At 62.9% G+C, this 22,362-nt stretch carries 22 protein-coding genes, 1 tRNA gene and 1 pseudogene; 10 read left to right on the top strand and 14 right to left on the bottom strand.

Annotated elements, in window-relative coordinates; genetic code table 11:
* The 3 genes from P3C39_RS26225 to P3C39_RS26215 all read left to right on the top strand — a co-directional run.
* The coding region (locus P3C39_RS26225) for a proton-translocating transhydrogenase family protein (protein WP_275954198.1) at positions 1 to 239 on the top strand (239 nt) is incomplete at its 5' end.
* 6 nt (positions 240 to 245) lie between these two features.
* Positions 246 to 1,652 carry an NAD(P)(+) transhydrogenase (Re/Si-specific) subunit beta gene (locus tag P3C39_RS26220; RefSeq protein ID WP_275954584.1) on the top strand — a complete coding sequence of 469 codons (1,407 nt, stop codon included), beginning with the start codon at positions 246 to 248 and terminating at the stop codon, positions 1,650 to 1,652.
* A gap of 998 nt (positions 1,653 to 2,650) precedes the next feature.
* On the top strand, positions 2,651 to 3,376 hold the full coding sequence (locus P3C39_RS26215; protein ID WP_275954583.1) for an aldolase/citrate lyase family protein: 726 nt from the start codon (positions 2,651 to 2,653) through the stop codon (positions 3,374 to 3,376).
* Positions 3,377 to 3,761: 385 nt separating this feature from the next.
* On the opposite strand, the gene P3C39_RS26210 is transcribed toward P3C39_RS26215, so the two are convergent.
* On the bottom strand, positions 3,762 to 4,655 hold the full coding sequence (locus P3C39_RS26210) for a LysR family transcriptional regulator (RefSeq protein WP_275954582.1): 894 nt from the start codon (positions 4,653 to 4,655) through the stop codon (positions 3,762 to 3,764).
* Between the two features lie 101 nt (positions 4,656 to 4,756).
* On the opposite strand from P3C39_RS26210, the gene P3C39_RS26205 reads away from it, so the two are divergent.
* From P3C39_RS26205 to P3C39_RS26180, 6 genes are all read left to right on the top strand, one after another.
* Positions 4,757 to 5,395, top strand: coding sequence for an NAD(P)-binding domain-containing protein (locus P3C39_RS26205; RefSeq protein ID WP_275954581.1), 639 nt, complete (start codon positions 4,757 to 4,759; stop codon positions 5,393 to 5,395).
* 218 nt (positions 5,396 to 5,613) lie between these two features.
* A complete protein-coding gene (locus P3C39_RS26200; RefSeq protein WP_275954580.1) occupies positions 5,614 to 6,114 on the top strand; it encodes an SRPBCC domain-containing protein in 501 nt (166 codons plus the stop codon).
* Between the two features lie 101 nt (positions 6,115 to 6,215).
* Complete coding sequence (locus P3C39_RS26195; protein WP_275954579.1) at positions 6,216 to 6,989, top strand: SDR family oxidoreductase; 774 nt, start codon at positions 6,216 to 6,218, stop codon at positions 6,987 to 6,989.
* A gap of 892 nt (positions 6,990 to 7,881) precedes the next feature.
* On the top strand, positions 7,882 to 8,604 hold the full coding sequence (locus P3C39_RS26190; RefSeq protein WP_275954578.1) for a LuxR family transcriptional regulator: 723 nt from the start codon (positions 7,882 to 7,884) through the stop codon (positions 8,602 to 8,604).
* Between the two features lie 230 nt (positions 8,605 to 8,834).
* Positions 8,835 to 9,470 (top strand): acyl-homoserine-lactone synthase, encoded by a 636-nt coding sequence (locus tag P3C39_RS26185; RefSeq protein ID WP_275954577.1) that lies wholly within the window; start codon positions 8,835 to 8,837, stop codon positions 9,468 to 9,470.
* 22 nt (positions 9,471 to 9,492) lie between these two features.
* Positions 9,493 to 10,446, top strand: a complete 954-nt coding sequence (locus P3C39_RS26180; RefSeq protein ID WP_275954576.1) for a LysR family transcriptional regulator — start codon at positions 9,493 to 9,495, stop codon at positions 10,444 to 10,446.
* Here P3C39_RS26180 and P3C39_RS26175 read toward each other — a convergent pair.
* The 11 genes and pseudogenes from P3C39_RS26175 to P3C39_RS26125 form a co-directional block, all read right to left on the bottom strand.
* A complete protein-coding gene (locus P3C39_RS26175; protein ID WP_275954575.1) occupies positions 10,394 to 10,618 on the bottom strand; it encodes a DUF2274 domain-containing protein in 225 nt (74 codons plus the stop codon). The two genes, P3C39_RS26180 and P3C39_RS26175, sit on opposite strands and share 53 nt — an antisense overlap.
* Before the next feature lie 3 nt (positions 10,619 to 10,621).
* Positions 10,622 to 11,824, bottom strand: coding sequence for a TrbI/VirB10 family protein (locus P3C39_RS26170; RefSeq protein ID WP_275954574.1), 1,203 nt, complete (start codon positions 11,822 to 11,824; stop codon positions 10,622 to 10,624).
* Positions 11,821 to 12,867 (bottom strand): P-type conjugative transfer protein TrbG, encoded by a 1,047-nt coding sequence (trbG, locus tag P3C39_RS26165; protein WP_275954573.1) that lies wholly within the window; start codon positions 12,865 to 12,867, stop codon positions 11,821 to 11,823. Before trbG ends, P3C39_RS26170 begins: the two co-directional genes overlap by 4 nt.
* On the bottom strand, positions 12,864 to 13,547 hold the full coding sequence (gene trbF / locus P3C39_RS26160) for a conjugal transfer protein TrbF (RefSeq protein ID WP_275954572.1): 684 nt from the start codon (positions 13,545 to 13,547) through the stop codon (positions 12,864 to 12,866). Before trbF ends, trbG begins: the two co-directional genes overlap by 4 nt.
* Entirely contained in the window at positions 13,547 to 14,908 is a 1,362-nt protein-coding gene (gene trbL / locus P3C39_RS26155; RefSeq protein ID WP_275954571.1) for a P-type conjugative transfer protein TrbL, read from the bottom strand. The genes trbF and trbL overlap by 1 nt, the downstream gene beginning before the upstream one ends.
* A 4-nt stretch (positions 14,909 to 14,912) precedes the next feature.
* Positions 14,913 to 15,197 carry a putative entry exclusion protein TrbK-alt gene (gene trbK-alt, locus P3C39_RS26150; RefSeq protein WP_275954570.1) on the bottom strand — a complete coding sequence of 95 codons (285 nt, stop codon included), beginning with the start codon at positions 15,195 to 15,197 and terminating at the stop codon, positions 14,913 to 14,915.
* 10 nt (positions 15,198 to 15,207) lie between these two features.
* A pseudogene (gene trbJ / locus P3C39_RS26145) lies at positions 15,208 to 15,714 on the bottom strand (P-type conjugative transfer protein TrbJ); the annotation flags it as partial.
* A complete protein-coding gene (locus P3C39_RS26140) occupies positions 15,672 to 16,199 on the bottom strand; it encodes an integrase arm-type DNA-binding domain-containing protein (protein ID WP_275954569.1) in 528 nt (175 codons plus the stop codon). The gene P3C39_RS26140 and the pseudogene trbJ, both read right to left, overlap by 43 nt.
* Positions 16,200 to 16,526: 327 nt before the next feature.
* Entirely contained in the window at positions 16,527 to 17,810 is a 1,284-nt protein-coding gene (locus P3C39_RS26135; protein ID WP_275954568.1) for a hypothetical protein, read from the bottom strand.
* Between the two features lie 232 nt (positions 17,811 to 18,042).
* Positions 18,043 to 19,323: a GNAT family N-acetyltransferase gene (locus tag P3C39_RS26130; RefSeq protein ID WP_063173145.1), complete on the bottom strand. Its 1,281-nt coding sequence runs from the start codon at positions 19,321 to 19,323 to the stop codon at positions 18,043 to 18,045.
* Positions 19,323 to 20,723, bottom strand: a complete 1,401-nt coding sequence (locus P3C39_RS26125; protein WP_275954567.1) for a lipopolysaccharide biosynthesis protein — start codon at positions 20,721 to 20,723, stop codon at positions 19,323 to 19,325. Before P3C39_RS26125 ends, P3C39_RS26130 begins: the two co-directional genes overlap by 1 nt.
* Before the next feature lie 190 nt (positions 20,724 to 20,913).
* On the opposite strand from P3C39_RS26125, the gene P3C39_RS26120 reads away from it, so the two are divergent.
* Positions 20,914 to 20,983, top strand: a tRNA-Gly gene (locus P3C39_RS26120).
* 6 nt (positions 20,984 to 20,989) lie between these two features.
* On the opposite strand, the gene P3C39_RS26115 is transcribed toward P3C39_RS26120, so the two are convergent.
* Entirely contained in the window at positions 20,990 to 21,397 is a 408-nt protein-coding gene (locus P3C39_RS26115; protein WP_275954566.1) for a DUF5615 family PIN-like protein, read from the bottom strand.
* Positions 21,394 to 22,035, bottom strand: a complete 642-nt coding sequence (locus P3C39_RS26110) for a DUF433 domain-containing protein (RefSeq protein ID WP_275954565.1) — start codon at positions 22,033 to 22,035, stop codon at positions 21,394 to 21,396. The genes P3C39_RS26115 and P3C39_RS26110 overlap by 4 nt, the downstream gene beginning before the upstream one ends.
* Positions 22,036 to 22,362: the final 327 nt, after the last annotated feature.

Below are 22,362 nucleotides of genomic sequence, written 5' to 3'. Positions count from 1 at the left end.
TCGTCGGCTATTATGTCGTCTGGTCGGTGACCCCGGCGCTGCACACGCCGCTGATGGCGGTCACCAACGCCATTTCCTCTGTCATCGTCGTCGGTGCGCTGCTTGCGGTCGGCATTGCCGCCTCCGGTATTGCCGCCGGTTTCGGCTTCGTCGCGCTGATGCTGGTCTCGGTCAACATCTTCGGCGGCTTCCTCGTCACCCAGCGCATGCTGGCCATGTACAAGAAGAAGGACAAGTAGAGCGCCATGAACGCCAACTTCGCGTCCTTCCTCTATCTGGTCTCCGGCGTCCTGTTCATCATGGCGCTGCGCGGCCTGTCGCATCCGACCACCAGCCGCCAGGGCAATCTCTACGGCATGATCGGCATGGGCATCGCCATTGCCACCACGCTGGCACTGGCGGCCCCGTCTGTCCCGTCGGCCGGCCGCTACTGGCTGATCGTGCTGGGCCTCGCTATCGGCGGTTCGGTCGGCGCCGTCACCGCGCGGCGCATCGCCATGACCTCGATGCCGCAGCTGGTCGCCGCCTTCCACAGCCTAGTCGGCCTTGCCGCCGTCATGGTGGCGGCTGCCGCCATCTATGCGCCTGAAAGTTTCGGCATCGGCACCGTTGCCGACATCCATGCCCAGGCGCTGATCGAAATGAGCCTTGGCGTTGCCATCGGCGCCATCACCTTCACCGGCTCGGTCATCGCTTTCCTCAAGCTCGACGGCCGCATGTCGGGCAAGCCGATCATGATCGGCGGCCGTCACTTCATCAACGCTGCCCTCGGCATCGCGTTGATCGTGCTGATCATCCTGCTCGTCACCACCGAGTCCAAGCTGGTGTTCTGGCTGATCGTCGCCGCCTCGCTGGCGCTCGGCATCCTGCTCATCATCCCGATCGGCGGCGCCGACATGCCGGTGGTCGTCTCGATGCTGAATTCCTATTCGGGTTGGGCAGCGGCCGCACTTGGCTTCACGCTCGGCAATCTGGCGCTGATCATCACCGGCGCGCTGGTCGGCTCGTCCGGTGCGATCCTGTCCTACATCATGTGCAAGGGCATGAACCGAAGCTTCATCTCCGTCATTCTCGGCGGCTTCGGTGGCGAGACGGCTGCAGCTGCCGACGACGGCATCGAGCGCACCGTCAAGCAGGGCTCGGCCGACGACGCCGCCTACCTGATGATGAACGCGCAGAAGGTCATCATCGTGCCCGGCTATGGCATGGCGGTCGCCCAGGCGCAGCACGCGCTGCGCGAAATGGCCGACAAGCTCAAGGCCAACGGCGTCGACGTGAAGTACGCGATCCATCCGGTCGCCGGCCGCATGCCCGGTCACATGAACGTGCTGCTCGCCGAAGCCAACGTGCCTTACGACGAAGTGTTCGAGCTGGAGGACATCAACTCGGAGTTCGCGCAGGCCGACGTCGCCTATGTCATCGGCGCCAACGACGTCACCAACCCGTCCGCGCGCGACGACAAGTCGTCGCCGATCTACGGCATGCCGATCCTCGACGTCGACAAGGCCCGCACCTGCCTGTTCGTCAAGCGCTCGCTCGGCTCCGGCTATGCCGGCATCGACAACACGCTGTTCTACAAGGACGGCACCATGATGCTGCTCGGCGACGCCAAGAAGATGACCGAGGAAATCGTCAAGGCCATGGATCACTGAGAGCCGTCAGGCTTGCAGAGACGACGGTGGCTTGATCGCCTGTGATTGGATTCATGGGATTTGCGAGGACGGTAGGCGCGCCGATTTATCAAACGCGCCGGGATCGGCCGAGTGTCTGCTTCAGTTCGAAGCTTTGGACGCCGATCGCTAGATTGAGGCAGGCTTGCTGCTGGATGATCACCGGCTGGAGAGTGTAACGCCACTGTTACCGACGATCAGAATGTTGCCGCCGGTGCCGGCAGCCGCGCTGACCTCGCCCGACATGCCGACATAGTTGCCGCCGAGTGCGACGGTTTCTTAGCCGTCATTCTTGGTGAGCGCAGCCCATTGCATCGCGGTTAGGCCGGTGACGCCGATGTCGAGGCCGATTCTAGATGGAGCCGGAATAGGTTTCTACCGGCGGGCTCTTGTTGGCCAGCATGTAGGTGCGTCAGACATCCTTCATAGAACTGATCACAACGCCAACGACGCTTTCGGTGCCGCAATCTACAAGCCAACTTCGACCCCGCTTACGGCCTGCGATCTCCTGAAGGATCTTTCCGAACACGGCCTCATTGAAGGCTGACCTTTGTCGGGGAAGGAATGCTGGGGAAGCGGAGAAGCTTTGCGGCGGATGACTAGGCCGGCGTGAACGAAGGACAACCGATCGGATCGCTATCTGGCTTCTGAGCCGCCTCTTGGATCATACCGCGGATGGCGAAGTGGCCCATCATGAGCGCGTGGAAAGTCGATCCCGCAAATCGACAGAAAGCTCCTTAGAGAAAATGCTCAAAGCTTGATCGCGTGCCACCAGGACCATCCGACATCATAGGTTTCTCCTACGGTAATGGCCCAATACTATCAATTTTTCTTCTCAAACCGGCACGTTTATCGTTCGGCCATGTTCCCATGGCGCCCACCCCCAATGGACACGGGACGCATTTTGACGAGGGGCGGTTGTCGGACCATACGCCCGACGCCGGCTCAATCGACCCTGAACACCGACGGAGTACGCGATCGTGACGAACATCAGAAATGCCGTGAAGGCCGCAGCGGCAAGTGGCGAAAGAATCCGTGGCGTCTTTATGACCTACCCAGCCCCAGCCGTCATCGAAGTGCTGGCGCGGGCGGTGAAGCTGGACTTTGTCTATCTCGACGGAGAGCACGGCTGCTTTGACTGGTCCGACATCAGTACGGCGAGTATCACCGCCGAGCGCTGGGGCCTGACGCTGATTGCACGAGTACCGGACCGCAGCGTCTCCACGATCACCCGCTATCTAGACCGCGGCGTAGTCGGTATCGTAGCTCCGCACATCGAGACCGTACAAGACGCGGAGGAGGTGGTCGCCGCGGCCTACTTCGCGCCGCTTGGAAAGCGCTCATTCGGCTTCGGTCGTCCCCAATATGGTAAGGGTTCAGGCAGCCTCAGTGACTACGCAGCCGAGTTCAACGCGCGTATCTCTGTGTCGTTGATGATAGAAAGCCGAGCCGGCCTAGACAATATCGCCGACATAGCACGCGTTCCCGGCATCGACTACCTGAGCTTTGGCCTGCACGATCTTTCGCAGGATCTAGGGTGCGTCGGCGACCGCACGCATGCGTCGGTGACGGAAAAGGTCGAACGCGCGAAACTGGCGATCCGCTCAGCCGGAAAACCGGTGCGGGAAGACTTTATGAACTTTTGCTGGATCAACGACGCGCTCATTGAGGGTGCTTCTCTCAAGCTTGGCTCGGCGGGAAACTAGAGTATCCAGTCGGCCAACCCATCGGCATTCCGCCCGTACGACACGGCCTATTGCTCCCAGATCAGCAGTGACTTCGAACTTTGCAGCCCAAGCGCGGCGATCACTTGGCCCATGCGGGAAAATTGAAGTTCCCGTCGGGCCACGCGCCGGGACCGCGCCAAGCGCCGTTACGGATCGAAGTCGGCCGCATGAGAGCGCCGAGGTGTTGCTGACGCATGATCTGTATTACATTTCATCGAAACGCCGTCGAGTGATCGCATCTTGTTTCCGGCATCAGCAGAGTTGGGACCCGATCCCAAAGCGGTCTGAATCCCTCCGCGCCGCGACACCAACGACGGGGATGCCGGACCATGGCGTCAGCCCGCAATCAAAGTGGCTTCTGCCGTTATTTCTCCTCCCGCCGAAACGCCGCTGCGAACGCGTCCATGACTGCGGCAAGCGCCGATCCTGCGGGGCCCGGCGCGCGCAACATCCACACGGCCCAGGGAGGCGGTGCGTAGGCTTCGAGCACCATCACGAGACCGCCAGATGCCAGGAGCGCCGCCGTGCCCTCCGAGCCAGCCTGCGCGATTCCAGATCCGAGCGCCGCCGCTGCGCGCATGGCGTCCGATCCGTCGACGACGAGTGCGAAGTCGGGTTGAAGACGGCGCGTACCGCGAGGCGCGCGAAACAGCCAGGGCATCATGCGCCCCGTCGCCGGAAACCGCACGCCGATTAGCCGATGCCTTACGAGGTCGTCGGGCGTCTGTGGCACGCCATGCTTGGCGAGGTAGGCGGGCGCGGCGAGGGTGACGAGCGGCAAGGGTGCGAGGCGCCGGGCGAGGAGGCTCGCGTCGGCGATGCGGGGCGCGATCCGCACCGCGAGATCCCAACGGCCGCCGCCAAGGTCGGCGAAGTGGTCATCGAAGGCAAGCTCCACACGCAGCGCCGGATGACAATCCAGAAGCGATGCCAGTGCGTGCAGCAGGGTCGGAGCAAGCGAGGCGGCGGCGGTCACGCGCACCGTACCCGCGACCCCGACGGGTGCGCCGAGCCGGCTGGCAGCCGCTGCCAGCGCGAGGGCGGGGCCTCGGACCTCAGCGAGGAAGCGCTCACCGTCCGGCGTGAGGGAGAGTGTGCGGGTCGAGCGACGGAACAGGCGCGCACCGTGCGCGGCCTCGAAGCGGCCGACGAGGCGGGCGACGGCGGCCGGGGTCACGCCGAGCAAGCGCGCGGCCCCGGCGAAGGAGCCAGCCTCGGCAACGCGGAGAACGACGACGGCGGCGCGGAGAGTGTCCATGCCGCATTCTATACATTCTGTTGTGTCAGTTACAACACCATTTGTCCTTCCACGATCGACTGCCCGCTCTTACCTTTTGGGTATCAAGAGGGAGAGAGATGATGCGCATTGGGATCGTAGGCGTTGGGCCGGTGGGGCAAACCTTGGGGACCATCTGGGCGCGCGCGGGTCACGAGGTGGCATTCGGCTCGCGTGACCCTGTTCGGGCAGCGGCGGCGGTGATGGGCCTTGCCGGTGCGCACGCGACGACTCAGGAACAAGCGGCGGCGTTCGGCGAAATTGTGTTGTGGACGCCGCGCGGCGTGATGCCCGCCGACCCGGACATACTCGCCGGAAAGATCGTACTCGACCCCAACAACCGCGAGCCTGATCCGGGCTGCGATTACGCCTCGCCGCGCCCCCATGGGCCGAGCTTCGCCGAGCAGATCCAGGCAGCCGCACCGGAGGCGCGCGTGGTGAAAGCATTCAATACCATAGTGATGCGGTTGCTGAGGGAAAATCCAGAACGGCTGACGGCGTCAGGCGCACAGGTGTTGCTGGCTGGCGACGACGCGGAGGCGAAGACGGTGGCGGCTGCGCTGGCCGCGGACGCAGGGCTTGGGGCGGTGGATCTCGGGGGACTGGACGCGGCATGGCTGGCAGAAACGATGGCCGACGCATTCCGCCAGGCCATGAGGACCAGCCCTGCCGGATGGCGCCAGGCGCTGGTGTTCGCTGACCTCGCAGAGCGGCCCAGATGAGATGGAGCTCATCGCACAGCTGTCGCTCGGCGATATCCCATCAACGGTGTGCATATCATCAGGTCTGGATCGGAGTAGTCGGCAGGATCGTCGATCGGCTCAGCTTCGGGCTGCCCAACCTCGGCGGGCGGTCGGACGAAGCCGAGCTGTTTCAGGTGCGCAACAGCAGTTGTGCCCAGAAAATCTTCCAATTCCTCTTCAAGAAGGAGCGCTGACGCATGTACGACCACGTTATCTGGCCTGAGCAGTTCCACCCCAAGATCTCGGCGATCTACGGGCTGAACGATATCGACGTTGTAGCGCCCGTCCAGACCGTCTGGAAGCTGCTCGTCGATGCCGAGAACTGGCACCGTCACTTCACCCCTGAGAACCAAGTGAGAATTCTCGGCGGTGAGCGGGAACTTGCCCTCGGTACCAAGCTCACCCGTGTGACTGCGGGCTATCCGATGAGCCTTGAAGTCACTGAATGCGTCCCTGGCAAAAGGCTCGCATGGGCCACCACGGTCGACGGTGACGACACGGGCTCCACCGCCTACCACGGCTGGGTCATCACTCCGACGGCGCGGGGCTGCCACGTCCTCACCGAAGAGACCCAGCAGGGCCCCTTTTTCTTGGAGATGGTCGGACGCAAAAATCCCGGCCTCCTGTATCGCTACCACCAGGAGTGGGTGGAAACCCTGGCTCGCGCGGCGGAGGAGGACAATCGCGCCCAAGCCTGACCGTCATCAGCCTTCACCCCCAGTCGAGCCGGATAACAATTGACCTTCGCGTCGAAGCGCACGCGCACCGTCTTTCCTCTTAAAATGAAAGAACATTAGTCATGAGCAATCCCGCATCCGTGCAAGCACGTCCGCCGACACCGTCGTTCGACCTTACCGGCAAGCACGTCGTCGTCGTCGGCGGCAAAAAGGCGATCGGCCTCGGGGTCGCGCAGGCCGCCCACGCCATGGGCGCCGCCGTCACTGTTGCTAGCCGCCGCAATGTCTCGGCCGAGGAGCGGCCGGACTTGGCCGCGTTTGAACAGGTCGTTCTGGACATCCGCGACGAGGCGGCCGTGCAGGCCGCGTTCGAGGCCATCGGCCCCTTTGACCACCTCGTCGTCACCGCCGGACCGGAGTTGGGATCCTGGGGATCCTTCATGGACTCCGACATGCGCGGTGTCCGCAGCTATCTGGAGGGCAAGTTCCTAGGCACCTGGGCCTGCGCCCGCCATGCCGCCCCGCACCTGCGGGCCGGTGGCTCAATGACCTTCCTCTCGGGCGGCACCGGGGCTCGGGCGAAGCTCGGCTTGGCCGCGGTCACGCCGACCTTTGCGGCTGTCGAATCCCTGTCGCAATCGCTCGCCTTGGAGTTAGCCCCGATCCGCGTCAACACGATCCGACCCGGATTCATCGACACCGATTTCTGGGACGTGCTGCCTCCGGCAGACGTGGAGGAAATCCGTGCCAAGGTCCGCACTAACTTCCCGGTCAGGCGGCTGGGAACGGCAGCCGACGTCGGGCACGCCGCCGTCTTTCTCATGACCAACCCGTACGTCACCGGCACGGTGCTCGAAGTCTCCGGCGGCGAGTTGTTAATCGATTGGGTCTTCTGACTTCGATCTCACGGAGAGAGGGGAGCTTCGTCATCAGCGACGATAATCCGAGTAACACATTGGAGTGAACCGCTTTTGCGGGGGGACATGGCAGCCGCGATGACCGACGCATTGGGCGATGTCGACGCTCTGCTTACCCCGACGACCGAGAGCCCGGCGGTGCCAGTCGATCGCGTCGACAGAAGCAGATCGCCTCTGAGGAGGCGTGGTTTAGACGCGCCGAGTTATATCCGGTTTATTCCGACCGATGCGTGCACCGAGGCCATTGCGGTCCGCACGCGTCTGCAGCTAGCGCGCCGTCATTTCCTCCCGGATGGGCGCGCAGTGGCGGAGTCGAGCCTGCGGCAGGCTCGACTCCGCCACTTCGACGCTCAATGCCTCCGGGTAGCGGCTTGCACAAACGAACGAATAGGCGTGCCTGCGAGCATCGTAGCGACGATGGCCTACGTGGCTGTTCGAGATTTCTAATGCCGTGCGCCGTCGCCGCAGCAACAGAACAGGGGTGCAGCGGCTGTTGCTCTCAGCGCGCGACGCCTCCCAATCCAATGCAGCAGACGTCACTCATGCATCCGGTCCGACAATGAACACAGTGCACGTAGGTTGTGGACGAACGCGAGACGGCGATTTTATGCCGGACCCTGCATGGCCGAGATCTACCCTGCGACACCGGGTTTCTAGTCGCCGTGAGGTGCCATGGCTGACGTTGCTGCATGTAGCAGCGTCAGAATGCCAGTCGGAGTGTTCGGTGAGTGCAAGACGTTGAACGGCTTATACGACGACACACGTAACAGGAATTGACCGAGCGGTCGGAAAGAAATCATATGCAGACGTTCGCGAAAATTCGCTCCGAGGAGAGGACCGCGATACCACGGCGGCTCGTGGCTTGGGATCGATGACCGTTCTGGATCTCGCGTTCCGAGAATTTGTCGACGCGCTTGAAACGGCTCACGACGAATTTGGCTTCAAAGTTGCCGCCGACCGCTTTGCCGCGCGGCTGGGTTACAGATGGTTTGCCTATCTTGGGTTTTCGGAACCAGCGCTCAAGGTTCTTTCTTCATATCCAGGTTCATGGGCGCGGCAGTACATCGAGCAACGATACGAAGATATTGACCCTATCGTCAGGTTGGCTCGGTCATCGCAGCGGTTGTTTCAATGGGATCGGCTGACGTTGCGACTGCCGTCAGCATCCCAGCAGCGCTTTTTCGCTGAGGCCGCCAAATTCGGGATTCACAGTGGCGCGACTGTTCCTATTCGCGGCGGTTTTGGGCGCTTCGCAGCGTTCACGCTCGCGGGCAATCGAGACGCAAGTCTTGAGCGTCGTCCGACCGAGGTTATGGATACCCTGCACCTTGCCGGGCTCTACTATCATGCGCACGTCTACGCGAAGCTGCAACTAGGCCTGACCCGTCTTGCGGATGCGCCGCTCACCCAACGGGAGCGGGAGTGCCTTTCCTGGGCGGCACGCGGCAAGAAGATGCCCGAAACTGCGAAGGTCCTCGGCATCACGACACGAACAGTAGTTTTCCATCTCGAAAATGCCCGGTCGAAGCTGGGCGCATCCACAGTGACCCAAGCCGTAGCCGAGGCTGTGCGCTGCGGCGTGATCTTGTCCTGAGGAAGCGTTCGACGCTACATCCCGTAAGACCGCCACGGGCGCGCTGATGTGGCGGCTTGCCTTCTGACCGACGTCTCCGCAGATTCACCAGCCATTGCTACTGTAGCAATGACTGTCGTAGGCGAAGTTTACGCCAGAGCTTGCTCGCCTACCTCCCCTGTAAAACTTTACAGCTACGCGGATCGTCTCGCTGTGATCTTTGTTTTCTGCAAACAAAGGAGCCTATTTCTATGCGTGTAATTTCAATTGCTCAATCTGACTACTCTGAATTTCCCGATCTGATCGCGGGGATGCACCGCTTGCGCTATCGCGTTTTTCGGGATCGTCTGAACTGGGATGTTTCTGTTTCGGGCGATATGGAGATCGACGCTTACGACGCACTCAAGCCGACATATATCATTGCTGTCGACGACAGCGGCTCGGTAATCGGCTGCGCGAGGTTACTGCCAACAACAGGGCCAATGATGCTGGCGAACACTTTCCCAGTGCTACTTGGATCAAATCCCTCTCCGCGAAGCGACAAAATATTCGAAAGCTCGCGCTTCTGTGTGGATACCAGCTCTGCTGACAGCGTGAGCGCAACCGGCCTTCGCGACGTGACATTCAGCCTGCTTGCGGGGATTCTTGAATGGGGGCTAGCGAACGGCCAAGAGACGGTGGTCACAGTAACGGACGTTCGATTTGAGCGCATTCTGAGACGAGCTGGATGGCCGTTGGAGCGCTTTGCTCCGCCCATGCAGATTGACGACACAAAGGCGTTGGCTGGACACCTGCCGATCACTGAATCCGCGCTGACGAGTGTACGTGAGATTGGGCAGATCCAAAGGCCCGTGCTGGCGACCCGCTCTGCCCAACTTGCGGCATGAGCACGGCTGCTGGTCGTCAACAATGGCCATAGAACTGCGCCATCTTCGTTACGCTGTCGCCGCCGCGCGCTATGGAAGCTTCCGCCGCGCGGCGGAGGCGCTTGGCGTCAAGCAGTCATCGCTGAGCCGCCGCATTCGCCAAATGGAAGATCGTCTGGGAGTCGCTGTGTTCGAGCGATCGAGCAGCGGCGTGCGGCTTACAGACGCCGGCACTGAAATCCTGCGCGCTTCCCGGCATCTGGTCGATGGGTTGGACCGCATGATGGCGTCGGCCAAGGCCGCAGGCCGGGGAGAAGCTGGTCGGCTGGCCATCGGCTTCTACACATCGCTGTCGGCTGGGAATTTGCGGGCGAGTCTTTTGGAACATGCGCGACGATTCCCTGAGGTGGAGATCCGCACGGTCGAGGGAGCGCGAGCGAGTCTTTTCGCAGGTCTGGAGCATGGCACGCTAGATGTTGCCATCGTCACCGGCGAGCCCGCCGGTCACGAGCGGGGAGCAATGGCCTTGTGGGGAGAACGCATCATGGTCGCGCTTCCGGAGAGCCATCCGCTGGCAGCGAACGAGATCGTCTATTGGACCGACCTCAGAGGCGAAACTTTCTTGCTGAGCCAGCGCGACCCCGGCCCCGAATTCCGGGACATTCTGCTGGCGAAACTAGGTTCGCCCGGCGTCCAGCCTATACTCGTCATCCATGACGTCAGCCGCGAAGACATCATGAGCCTGGTTGGCGCGGGTTTTGGGGTCAGCCTGATATGCGAGGCTGACATCGGCGCCAGCTACGCCGGCGCCGTCTATCGCGACGTGCAGGACGGCAACGGCCCGAGCCGGATCAGCTACGCCGCCTATTGGCAGAGCAACAACGACAACCCGGCGCTGGGGCACTTCCTCAAGCTGTTGGAAGAGCGCTATCCCTTGTCGTCATCTAGGGCTGCCGAGTCCGCCGCGCCTTCGCGAACACCCGATCCGTCGCCATGAAGCGCTCGATCATCGGTACGATCAGCCTGGCCGGCTCGCCAACGGGCTGGCCTGTCTCCCGGCCGAGAACCTCCGCGTAGACTATGAGATCGCGATGCACAGTGGCGGGCAGTTCGAGCGAGATCTTGACCGGTTTGTCGTCGGCAACGGCCCCAAGTTTCAGCTTCGCCATCGATCACCCCCCATATGGTTCGAGGACGAGATCGCGGGTGACGATCACGCGGACGGGGAAGCCCGGCCGAATGGTGAGCGTCGGGGCGATATCGAGCTGGCGGCCAACGATTTGCTGCCCGATTTGGCTAGTGCTGTTGGACGCGCCCTGGCGCAGCGCGCGGACGACATCACTTTCACCGCTCGACGATCCGCTCTCTGCGCCGATGCTTAGCAGCGTCGAGAGCGCGGCAGCCTTGAAGAGTTCGCGCCAGTGATAATCGACACCGTCCTCGAGGCCGGCATAGCCTTCAGAGTCAGCGCCCGGTTGCCGTTCCAGCACGATGGACCTGCCGTTCGGCATGATGATGCGGTTCCAAACCAGCAGCACGCGGCGTTGACCAAAGCCGACGCCGTTGTCGTACTGCCCGATGAGCCGTGCGCCCTGCGGAACGATGAGTATCTGCCCAGTCGGGCTGTCATAGACATTCTCGGTCACCTGCGCGGTGATCTGGCCGGGCACGTCGGAGCGGATGCCGGTGATGAGGGCGGCCGAGATGATCGAACCTGCCTGCAGGATATAGGGCGAGGCCGGCGCTGCGACGCGATCGGGGCTGACCGTGCGGCGGTCGACGGCGGCGTTGAGGAAGGCGGCCTGTCGTTCCTGAGCGGTAGGGGTCGCAGGCTCTGGCGCGAGGCCAAAGCCCGCGAGCGTTGGCGACTCCGTGGCCGGCGTTTCGCTCGGCGCGGGTGGCGGAGTGGTCGGTGCGGATCGCGTTTCGGTGCCGGCGAATAGCCGACTGGTGCGCGCAGCGTCGATCTCCTGAAGCCTGCGCTGTTCTTCGGCGCTGACGCCTACGACGGGTTGACCACGGTTCTGGGCGCTCAGTATCGGACGCCCCAAGTCACCAGGAAGCGGAGGCCCGAGTTGAGGGACAGCAGGTTGAGGCACGCCGGAATAGTCGCGTGGCAGGCCGGCAAGACCGTCCGCCGTGGTGCGGTTGTCGGTCGAATACAGTTCCTCGTTGCCGGGGCCACCATGACGTGTCTGCAGCGCGTAAATCAGCGCGCCGCCAATGCCGAGGCTGGCGACCAAGCCGAGCCCGGCCAGCACACGCCGGGACAGGCGGGTGACGCGAGGCGCCTCGCCACGCAGACGCATGGGCGCGGGACAAGGCGCTCCGCCTCCGGCCGGCGCCTGTTCTTCCTCTTCCCGGTCCTCGCTCATGACGCGGGCCTTCCGTCGGTGCGGGCGATGCGAACGCGTTGTTGCCGGCGGCCGCTGCCGAAGCGCAGCTCGGCCGCAGCGAACATCCGGTCGACGATCATGTGATTGCCTCGGACGCGGTAGTTTACGAGTTCGGAAGTATCGCCCTCTGGGCCGACGGTGAACAAAGGCGGCATTTCGCCCTGGCCGACGCCTCGCGGGAATTCGATAAAGACCTGGCGGCCGTCGTCGAAGGTCCGCAGCGGTCGCCATGGCGGGCGGTCACCTTCGATCGAATATCGGAAATTAATCGAGGCGAGGTCGACGCCGGTGGCGACGGGTTGGGCGGCCTGCGCCTCGGCGCTCTGCCGGCGCAGCGCGATGAGCGCATCCTGCGGGTACTGCCAGGAGACCGAAGCCATGTAGGTCTTCTCGGTCGAACGGAGCTCCATGTGATAGGTGCGGCGGTCGGTGTTGATGACAAGGTTCGTCGTCAGATCCGCGCGGGTCGGTTTGACGAGGATGTGGATCTGCTGCGATGCGCCCGAGCCACTCTCAGTATCGCCAATGACCCAGCGCACCGTGTCGCCAGCGGCCACGGGGCCAGAGCCCACGAGTTGCTCGCCGGGCTGCAGGGCGACATCGGTGATCTGTCCGACTGAGGCATATACCTGGTAGAGGGCGCCCTCTGTGAACGGGTAGACCTGCATCGCATTGATGAAGCCGTCTCGAACAGGCTGCATGCGAGCGGCCGCGTTGGCCTGGTTGACCCGGACGGTGGGCTCCGCGGGCTCGGGGGCCTGGCGGGTTTCTTTGATTGGCTTCAACTGGCCCGGCAAGGGCAGAGGTCGGGGAAGTTCAACGACCTGGACCGGCGCCGGCGGCGCCGGCGCGAACACTGCTGGCTGCGGATCGTCGTAGGAGATCTGCGGCGGCTTTTTGGTGGCACAGCCACCAAGCGCCGTTGCGGAGAGCAGTAGTAGCGGAAACACGGATTTACGGAAGTGAGGAAATCCGGCTTTCCGGGGTTCCGGTCTCACGGCTCTATGGGGATAGAGAATCATTGGCCCAGCTCCTTCGACCAGTTGATGGCGTTGACAAAGACGCCGAGGGGATTCTTGCGCAGCCGCTCAGCGTCGCGTGGCGGTTGGATGACGACGGTGAGGATCGCGGTCCAGCGCTCGGTGGATGCAAGCGAACCGTCCTGATAGCGGCGCTCCATCCAGGCGACGCGGAAGCTATCCGGGGAGGCGCGGATGACGCTCGACACTTCCACGGCGATCTGCTGCTTGCCGACCTTGGAAAAAGGATCGTTGGCGCGGGCGTAGTCGTTGAGAGCGAGCGCGCCGCGATCGGTTGTGAAGTCGTAGGCCCTGAGCCAGTTCTGGCGAACGATGATCGCATCGGCGGGAATCGAGCGGACTTGTTCGATGAAGCGGGCCAGGTGCCAGGCAATCTGCGGATCGGTCGGGCGATAGTCGGCGACGGCCGGCTCGACCGCCTGTGCCTGGCCGAGCCGATCAACCTGCACCACCCAGGGAACGATCGTCCCGCGCCCCGATTGCCAGACCAGCGCCGCCGCGAAGCCGCCGGCAAGCAGCAGCGAGCCGAACGCCATCAGGCGCCAGTTCTTCGCCTGGACGCGCGCCGAGCCGATGCGCTCGTCCCAGACCTGTGCGGCCTTTTGGTACGGCGTCTCGGGTTGGGGCGTCTTGCCGTAATGGGTGGATGAGCGTCGAAACATTAGCGGTCCCCTTCAGAGAGATTGATCGATGAGCCGCCGCCATGGGCGTCGCCCGACCGGACGGCGTGGCCGACGGCGGAGACCCCATGGCTGACCGTCTGGGAGCGCTTCATGCGCTTGGCCCAGTCTGGTGCGGCCGAGGAGCCCGTGAGAGCGGAACGACCGCCTGGGGTTGCTCCCGCGCTGCCGAGAGGGCCTTGTGTCGATGAGCCACCGGTGGCTTCGAAAGCGGATACCGCGCCGCCAGAGAAGCTTTGCTTCATAGCCTCAGTAGCGCGCGACGCGGCGGCTCTGAACGGCGATGTGGCGGCGCTAGCGCCGGCACGCGCGATACCGCCAAGGCCGGAGGCCACGCCGGCAGCACCCGTCTGGCCGGCAGCAGCAAGGGTGTAGGATGTCGCGGCACCGCCAGCGAGTGCTGCGCTACCGCGCGAAGCGGCTGCAGCCCCATCTACCAGAGCGCCGACGCCGCCGGAGGCCGCGGCAAGGCCTGCTCCGCCCGCCACCGCCAACCCACCGGCAGCAAGACCTGTGCCGATAGCGGCGCCGGCGCCGAGCTGTGGTCCGCCCGAGACGAGGCCGTTGGCAATGCCAGGCCCAAAAATGCCAAGGCCGAGCAGCGCGAGCGCGGCAAGCACGATCGCCATGGCGTCGTCGATCGTGGGTGTCGCTCCGCCGAAGCCGGCGGTGAATTCGGAAAACAGCGTCGAGCCGATGCCGATGATGACGGCGAGCACCAGCACCTTGATACCGGAGGAGATGACATTGCCAAGCACGCGCTCGGCCATGAAGGCGGATTTGCCGAAGAGGCCGAAGGGGATCAGCACGAAGCCGGCCAGCGTGGTCAGCTTGAATTCGATGAGGGTGACGAAGAGCTGGACGGCCAGAATGAAGAAGGCAAACAGCACCAGTGCCCAGGCCAGAAACATGCAGGCGATCTGGATGAAATTCTCAAAGAACGACCAATAGCCCATCAGGCCGGAGATGGAGTCGAGCAGGGGGCGTCCAGCGTCCAGCCCCGTCTGGGCTACTTTTCCGGGCCGCAAAAGATCGGCGGTCGTGAAGCCAGTACCGGAGGCTTTCAGCCCGAGGCCGGCGAAGCTTTCGAAGACGATGCGGGCGAGATTGTTCCAGTTGCCGATGATGTAGGCGAAGACGCCGATAAACAGCGTCTTCCTGACCAGCCGCGCAATGATGTCGTCGTCGGCGCCCCAGGACCAGAACAGCGCTGCCAGAATCACGTCGATCGCGATTAGCGTGGTGGCAATGAAGGCGACCTCGCCACCGAGCAGGCCAAAGCCTGAATCGATGTAGCGGGTGAAGACTTCGAGGAAGTGATCGATGACGCCGGTGCCCCCCATGGTGCTATTGGGCCTCTCGTCGATCGATCGTCGGCGGCGCGGGCGCGAGGAAGCGGCGGCGGTTCTCGGTCCAGGCCCGCAGGCATGCAGGATCGCGCGTGCCTGGTTCGCCAAGCTCCCGGCAGCGGATGAACTCGCCGCGCAGCGGATCGGCGCTGGCGGCCTCCGATCGGCCGATCGAGGTGGCCGCGGAGCTATCTTCTTTCCGGCTCAGTCCGATCGCTGTCGCCGCGATGGCGATCCCGACGAATCCGATCGCACCGAGCCGGGCAAGCATTTTTCCGTCCATGATTACGCCCTCAGTTGCCGTTCTGGAACATGCGGGCGTTGCCCGGCTGGTAGCCGGTGCCGGGCGTCAGGAAGCGGCGGCGCTGCTCGCGGCCCTGTTCGGCGGCTGCGGCCTGCTCGGCCGATTGAAGCGCCTGCGCTCGGCCGTTCGCGGCGACCACGGCAGTCAGGTCGGCGAGCTGCTGTGCCTGGAGACCGAGGAGCTGATTGCCGGCCTGCGCGGCCTGCAACGCGCCGGTGGCACCCTGGCTCTGCCCGATGAGGGCAGACATCTGGGTTCGATTGGTGTCGATGTTGCCGACGACGCCGGCCTGCACGCGCATGGCATCCTGGAGGCCACCAACAGTGTTCTGCCAACGCGCGCGGGCGCCAGCGATCAACTGCTGGTCGGATGCCGAGAGCGACGCATTGCCGTAGGTCGTCTGGAAAGCCTGGTCGATCTGCTGGACGTCGAAGGCGATGTTCTGCGCCTGTGTCAGCAGCTGCTGGGTACGCTGGACCGACTGTTGAGGTTCGCGTTCGTCGGAGTCTTCGACATTTTCTTCATGAGGTTCGCGATGTCTGCGCGCGTCACATCGGGCACCTTTATCTGGCCAATGTGGGGGAGGATGTGGACCTTACCGTATCCTCGATTGGATTTGACGGTTGACGGCTTGTTCCGGCTTTCGGAATAGTCGTCGATAAAGCGACCGAAGAGTTCCTTGACCGTCGCGGCCTTTCGAGCGGCGCTGCGTTCGGCGCTTGGGTCTTTGCCCTTGCGGACGTCAGCAAGCCAGTCCTGCGCAATCGTTCGAGCCTGTTCCACCGTGATTTCGCCAAAGCGTCCGATGGCCGGTTTGCGCCGCTGACCATTGGCGGCGACGTAGGCCACCATGAATATCTTGCGGCCCGTCGGGGTGACCTTTAGCAAGAACCCCGGTACTATTGTGTCTCGAAACTCGTAGGGTTCCTGGTCGGCCGTCGCGGCATCAACGACCGTCTTTGTGAGCTTGATCTTGGGCATTCCTAACCTCCGTTGAGGTTGATTTCAGGTGCAGTATGGGTGCACCCAGAAATCAAACCGTGGCGTATATCCGGTTAGGCATGGATGATTGGACGGGCCGAAAAAGCTAGTGGCTACAATCGGTTATCGTACAATTGGATACCGCCGGATATAGTTAGGATAGGCCATATCCGGCCGCTCAAAATCGAGTTCCGCAAGGAGTGCTGGTTCGATCCCGGCTAGGGGCACCACCCTTCGCTCTCCGAGCTTCGGGTGGCGGGCCACTCGAAGTTCAATAGACGAAGGGCGTCACGGTCGCTTTGGTTCCCGATACGTCTCAGCAGGCGATCAACACGCTTTGCGCGCCACGCTGGGGTCGCCGTCATTGGCCGGGCCGATCTCGCCAGCTGCCAGCAATTCGTCGAATGTCCGTTCTAGGTCGGCGCTGTCATCGGCTGCCGGTCCGCTGGGCGGATCCTGGCGTGTCAGCGTTTCCAGCCTTTGGTGAAGCTGGCGGTTCTCGTTGCGGCAACGGGCATGCGCGAGTTCGTCGGTCATGCCGCGCAAGCGGAGATCGGCGAGTTGAACCTTCACCGCGCCACAGTCTCGGCGCGCCGCGTCGCGCTCCTGGCGTAAATTCGCAATCTCGGTTTCCGAGGTTTGGCGCCGATGCTCGGCCACGTCCTCGGCGCGCTGCCCGGCGCTCGGCGTTGCGCGAACCACGCTTTGATCGGGGGCGCTGCGCTGGAGCGAGCGCAACCTCTTTTCAAGTTCCACGGCCCGTTCCTGCGCGGCGGCGGCGCAATCGCCGATAACGCCGCGCTGATGCTCGACCGTGGACAGCCGCGCCTGCAGGTCCTGCTGTACAAGCATCTGCGCAGATAGTTTGCCGGTCAGTCGTTCGTTGTGGATCTGGTAGTCCGCGACCTTGGAACGAAGCAGCATGGCGGCCTGTTGCAAGCTGGCGAGCCGCGATGCAACGTCCTCACGCGCCTGCTCGGCGGCTTGCCTGGCCATGGTCTCGTCGCGGAGTTGCCCCGACACGCGCGCCAGGTTCCGTCCCAGGCGCTCGACCTCGACATTCGCTTCGAGGAACCGTGTTGCGCGCTGGCCGGCATGCCTATCTGCCTGCGCAATGGTCTGCCGTGCCCTGTTGAGTTGGACCTCCAGGTCGGCGATGGTCTTGCTTGCGATCGATAGCTCGCGCGATTTTCGCCCAAGCTCTTTCGAGGTGCGATCCTGCAAGCGTTGCAGCTTCGCCACCTCTTCCTGCAAGTCCCATTTGTCCGTATCGGGAGCGTCGGCATCGTGCGTTTGCGCATCGAGCCTGGCCACATAGTCCTCAACCAGCGACCACGCCAAGTCGTCATCGTTGGACAAGAGCGAGGAGCCGCGCATGGCGTGGGCCTGGCTCGAGCCCGTCCGGGCCGAAGTCGAGCCGAGGGAGGCGGCCAGCGTGTCTGACTGGGCCAATCCGGTCACGGGCTCCTCTTCGAAGAGAGGCAAAGCTTGATGCGTGGCGGCTCGGATGCTTCGAATCAGTTCTTCGAAGTCTTCGTCGGCCCTTCGGACAACGGCGCTGTCGTTCGCACTGATGTGCCGGGCGCCGTTGGCCTCATGATTCAGCGACATTTTTCTCTCATCGCGGACCGAATCACTAGACTATCGTGCATCAAGGACAAGAATGCGAGTAGATCTTGCCGGGTTTCACCGGAAAATTGCTGCAAAAAATCTCGTTTTTTTGAAGCGGAAGTCGATCTTAGCGCTTGCCTCTTGGGCAATCGAAGTAAAGTCCCGGCCACCTCTGTGTCAAATATTGCAGCGAAAATGTGCCATCCTTCCAGAACCGCACCCTTGCCTTTTCTCAGCGCCGCCCCAACAAGCTCTTCATGCGGTTGCGCAGCAGGCGGGCCATGTTGCGGGTTTCGCGGTAGAGGTGCAGTTGCGAGGCGGCCTGGCGGGTGAGGCGGTCGGCGTCCGGCGTCAGGCCGATCACCAGCGTGCCCATCGGCTTGCGCTCGGCCCATAGCCGGCTCATCACCGGATGGTCGGGCACGGCGCAGGAATCGGTCATCATGATGTTGGGATCGTCGAGATGCTGCCTGGTCACCTCGATCATCAGCAAGGTGCCCGGCGAATAGCTGGCCAGCGTCTCGTCATAGGCGGTCTTCCAGGTGTAGGCGATGCCGGCTTCGACGAAGACGATCAGGCAGGCGATGGTGCGGCCGTCGAGCGTCAGCGAATGGATGCGGCACATGTCCTGCTCGGCCAGCCGGTGCACGGCCTCGCGGGCGAAGGCGGCGCGGAAACGGTCGATCGCCATGGCGGTGCGTTCGCGGCCCTTCCAGCCGGCCGCTTCCAGCGTCAGGAAGCCTTCGATGGCGTGGCGGATGTCTTCGGGGCCGCGCGCCACGACATGCTCCAGCCTGCCGAGGTCGCCAAGGCGCCGCTTCAGCCGCCGGAACTCGCGATAATGGTGCGAACGCAGCGAGGCCTTCAGATAGTCATCGCCGTCGCGCTCGCTCTCCAGCGCCGGACGCAGGGTCTGACCGGTGGTGACCAGCATCAGGCCGCGCGTCTCGGCCACGGTGGCAAACAGGCTCGCCACCGGGCCATCGAGCCGGACATCGGGCAGGACGAACACTTTCGGCAGCTTGAGATGCGGGCGCGACAGCATCGAGAAGAAATCCTCGACGACGCCCACCGGGTCGTCGCGGTCGACCAGCGGCGTGCCGAGCGGACCGAACGGGCTCGACCATGTGCGCATCACCGGCACGCCGAGCGGCACCACCGGCCGTTCCACCGAGAACGGCACCAGAAGGCGCAGCCGGTTGCGGTATTCGTCGCCGTCGCGGATGACCGCCAGCCGCACCTCGCGATCTTCCAGCCGCGGCATGGCGGGCGCAAGGAAACGCGGGTTGAAGAACACGTTGGGCTCGACCGTGCGGGCGCAGAGATAATCCAGTTCCTCGACCAGGTCGAAGCCGGCGGATGCCGGGTAGATGGCGAGCTTGCGCTCGGGCCGGTTGTTGGCGAGAATCTCGATATGGGCGGGGTCGGCGTCACGGGTCAGCCCGGCAAGGCCCGACACCATGGCGCCGGCGGTGCCGCCACTGGTTTCCTCAAGCAACGGGATGGCAGCCATCACGCGGCTCCTTTCGCAGGCACGAAGATAAGCATGACGATGCCGAGCTTGCGCCACACCGTGAAGGACAGCGCGCCGGCTTCGAAGATCATGGCAAAGGCGGTGGCCATGGCCGCGCCCCACAGGCCGAACATCGGGATCAGCATCACGTTGAGGGCGATGTTGAAGGCCAGCGTCATGGCATAGACGGCGGCGCAGATGTTCTGGTTGCCGCTCATCGTCAGCAGGCTTTCGCAGGGGCCGACGGCGGCGCGCGCCGCGACGCCGAAGACGAGCAGGAACAGCAAGGGATAGCCGCTGCTGAATTCCAGGCCGAACAGCACCAGCATCGGCTCGCCGAGCGCCAGCACCAGCAGCGCCATCAACAGCGAAGGCCAGAACGTCCACGACACCGTCTCGCGGGCAAAGGCGGCGAGCCTTTGCGGGTCGCCATGGGTGAACTGGGCGTAGCGCTGGGCAACGCCGGCCTTGACGGCGAAGTAGACGAAATGCACCAGCGCCAGGGTCTTCACCGTGGCGAAATAGACGGCGACGTCATTGGGGTCCATATAGGCGCCGACCATCAGCACGTCGGCATTGGTCAGCAGGAAGAAGAAGCTCTCGACCAGGAAGATCGGCAGCGAGACGACGAACCATTGCGCGAAATGGACCTTCATCGGCCCGGCCGGGATCTGCCGTTCCATGCGCTGGGTGACACCGATAAGCTGGCCGAGCGTTGTGGCGTAGGTGGCGGCGATCGAGGCGAAGATCGCGGTCCTGGCATCGGGTGCGTAGCCCGCAAACAGCATCAGCGCCATGAACAGCAGGATCAGCACCGGTCGCACCAGATAGGTCGGCGACAGGGCAAACAGCGCCCAGCTGTTGGCGCGTGCCAGGCCCGACAGAAGGTCGGACATGGCGATCATCGGCAGGCAGATGACGCCGAGGATGAACGGGATCACATAGTAGCTTTCGATCCAGGGTGCCGCCAGCCAGACGCCGAGCGCGCCGAGCCCGGCGATCAGCGTCGAGGCGATCAGCACGAACAGACGGCTGGCTAGCACGATGCCGCGCAACTCGTCCATCAGCCCGCGCTCGCGGTATTCGGGAATGTAGCGGATGACCGAGGTGTGGAAGCCCAGGCAGGCGAGGTTGCCGACGATGACCATCGTCACCCAGACTAAGACGAAGATGCCGTACTCGAACGAGCCCATCCAGCGTGCCATCAGCACCTGGCTGACGAAGGCGATGACGGCGCTGACGATGCGGACCGAGAAGGCGATGACCGACATGCGGCTGGCCTCGCCGCGCTCGTCGGCGGTGAACAGCACGGCATCGATGCGGCCAAGCAACGGCCCCATGCGCAGCGCCCAACGCTGCGGCAAGAACCGCCCGGCAGTCGTGGCCGCGGAAAAGCGCACCCCGATTTCTCTCCGTTTTCCGCTTCTTTTCAGGCGTTGGTGTAGCGGAGACACATTAAGAAAACGTGGGCGGGGAGAGCGAAGCGGCACGCGCTTTCGTCATGTCGACGGCATGACGAAAGGCGACCGGACGCCGGGGAGTGGCCGGAGGCAACGGGCACCCGGCCGGCGAAAGGAGGCTTGCAATATCCAATATTGTAGCTCAGTCGGATAGAGCGCCCGATTGCCAATCGGGAGATCACGGGTCCCGTCCATCTTAGAAGCAGTCAGCGGTTGGTCTGAATGGCGTGAGGAAAGATATCTATCCACATGCGACGTGCGGTTTTGACAGTCGCGTAGTCCCATTCCATTTCGATCAGCGGTAGCGCTTGCTCTAATCGCTTTGCGGCCAGAACTTCATTGCAGCACAAGCGAATGATGCTCAACTTGTCGAATTTGTCGCCTTTCGGGGTAATGCCATATCGCTTTGCAAGCTGCTTCATGTCGCCGTCTATCGCGACAAGAATTGCGTCGTTTTCCATGGCGGTTATGCATACCACATCGTCCGGCGTACGCTCCGGCAAGGCGTTCCTATGATAGATTACTGTGTGCCCGAATTCTTCGAGTTTTCTGCCAACAGAATCAGGAACACCGGCGTCCAGAAAGGTTCGAAGCGTGGGCTTCTTCTCGCTCAAGCAGCGGCATCGTATTTTATGGCCGCCGCGATATCCGCCTCCGTGAGAGTTGGATATTCGCGCTTAATATCCTCGACGGAATAGCCGGCATCATGGAATGCCTTTACGCTCCGGACGGGAATGCGAGTTCCGGCAATGACAATCTGGTTGTTAGCCACGCCGCGATGGCGGTCAAACTTACCAATGTCATCGCTGTCTCGCTTATTCATCGCTTGGACTTGCTCACGCAGAGTGCCGACGACAATCCTTAGAGGAATTTGCAGAACGGCCTGACCGGATCCCGCTTCCTGAAGCGTTTCGTCGTCCCTTCTAATGACGACTCGCTTGCCTAGAACATACAGCGTGCTCTTAACCCACATATCATCGCCAAGGTGTGCGAGATCGCCCTTAACCTCTTTCAGATGCGAAAGCGTTATCCGCGTCTCATTCCGAAGCTGATTGAGAACCTTGAGCGAAAGCAGGTCGCCAAAGGAATACAGGCGGGAATAGGTCCGATGATCACCGCCATAGACGATGCTCGGAACAAAGAACTGATCACGATCCCATGTGCCAAGTTGGCGCTTGCTCACACCGGTCAGACGAGCGGTCTGATCAATAGTGAAAGCAGCAATGACCGTGTTTGGGTCTGGCGTGGCCATAATGCATCCTACGCGCGCTTTGAGGCCATAAAAAGAGGCGATTTGCCCATGAATGAGCCCGTTAGTCACTTTCGGAAGCTTTAAGATCCGAGCGGCTGGAGGAATTTATTGTTGAATAGGAAGCCGCTGGAATTGGTGTGCTCTCGGTGAGGTCGCCTTTCTAGAAGCGGTCCCAAAGTGATCAAACACGAGCGACAACCAGATCAAACACAGCGTTCTGCGCCGGCCATCTCCCCCTCAGGTGGGGAGATTGGCTAATCGCGAACGCCGGCGCCGCCCCTCATCCGGCCCTGCGGGCCACCTTCTCCCCGTATAGTGACGGGAGAA

The sequence above is a fragment of the Mesorhizobium sp. XAP4 genome (genome assembly GCF_029269325.1).
GTDB lineage: Bacteria > Pseudomonadota > Alphaproteobacteria > Rhizobiales > Rhizobiaceae > Mesorhizobium > Mesorhizobium ciceri.
The sequence above is the reverse complement of the archived record's forward strand: the minus strand, read 5'-3'. Positions and strand labels throughout refer to the sequence as shown.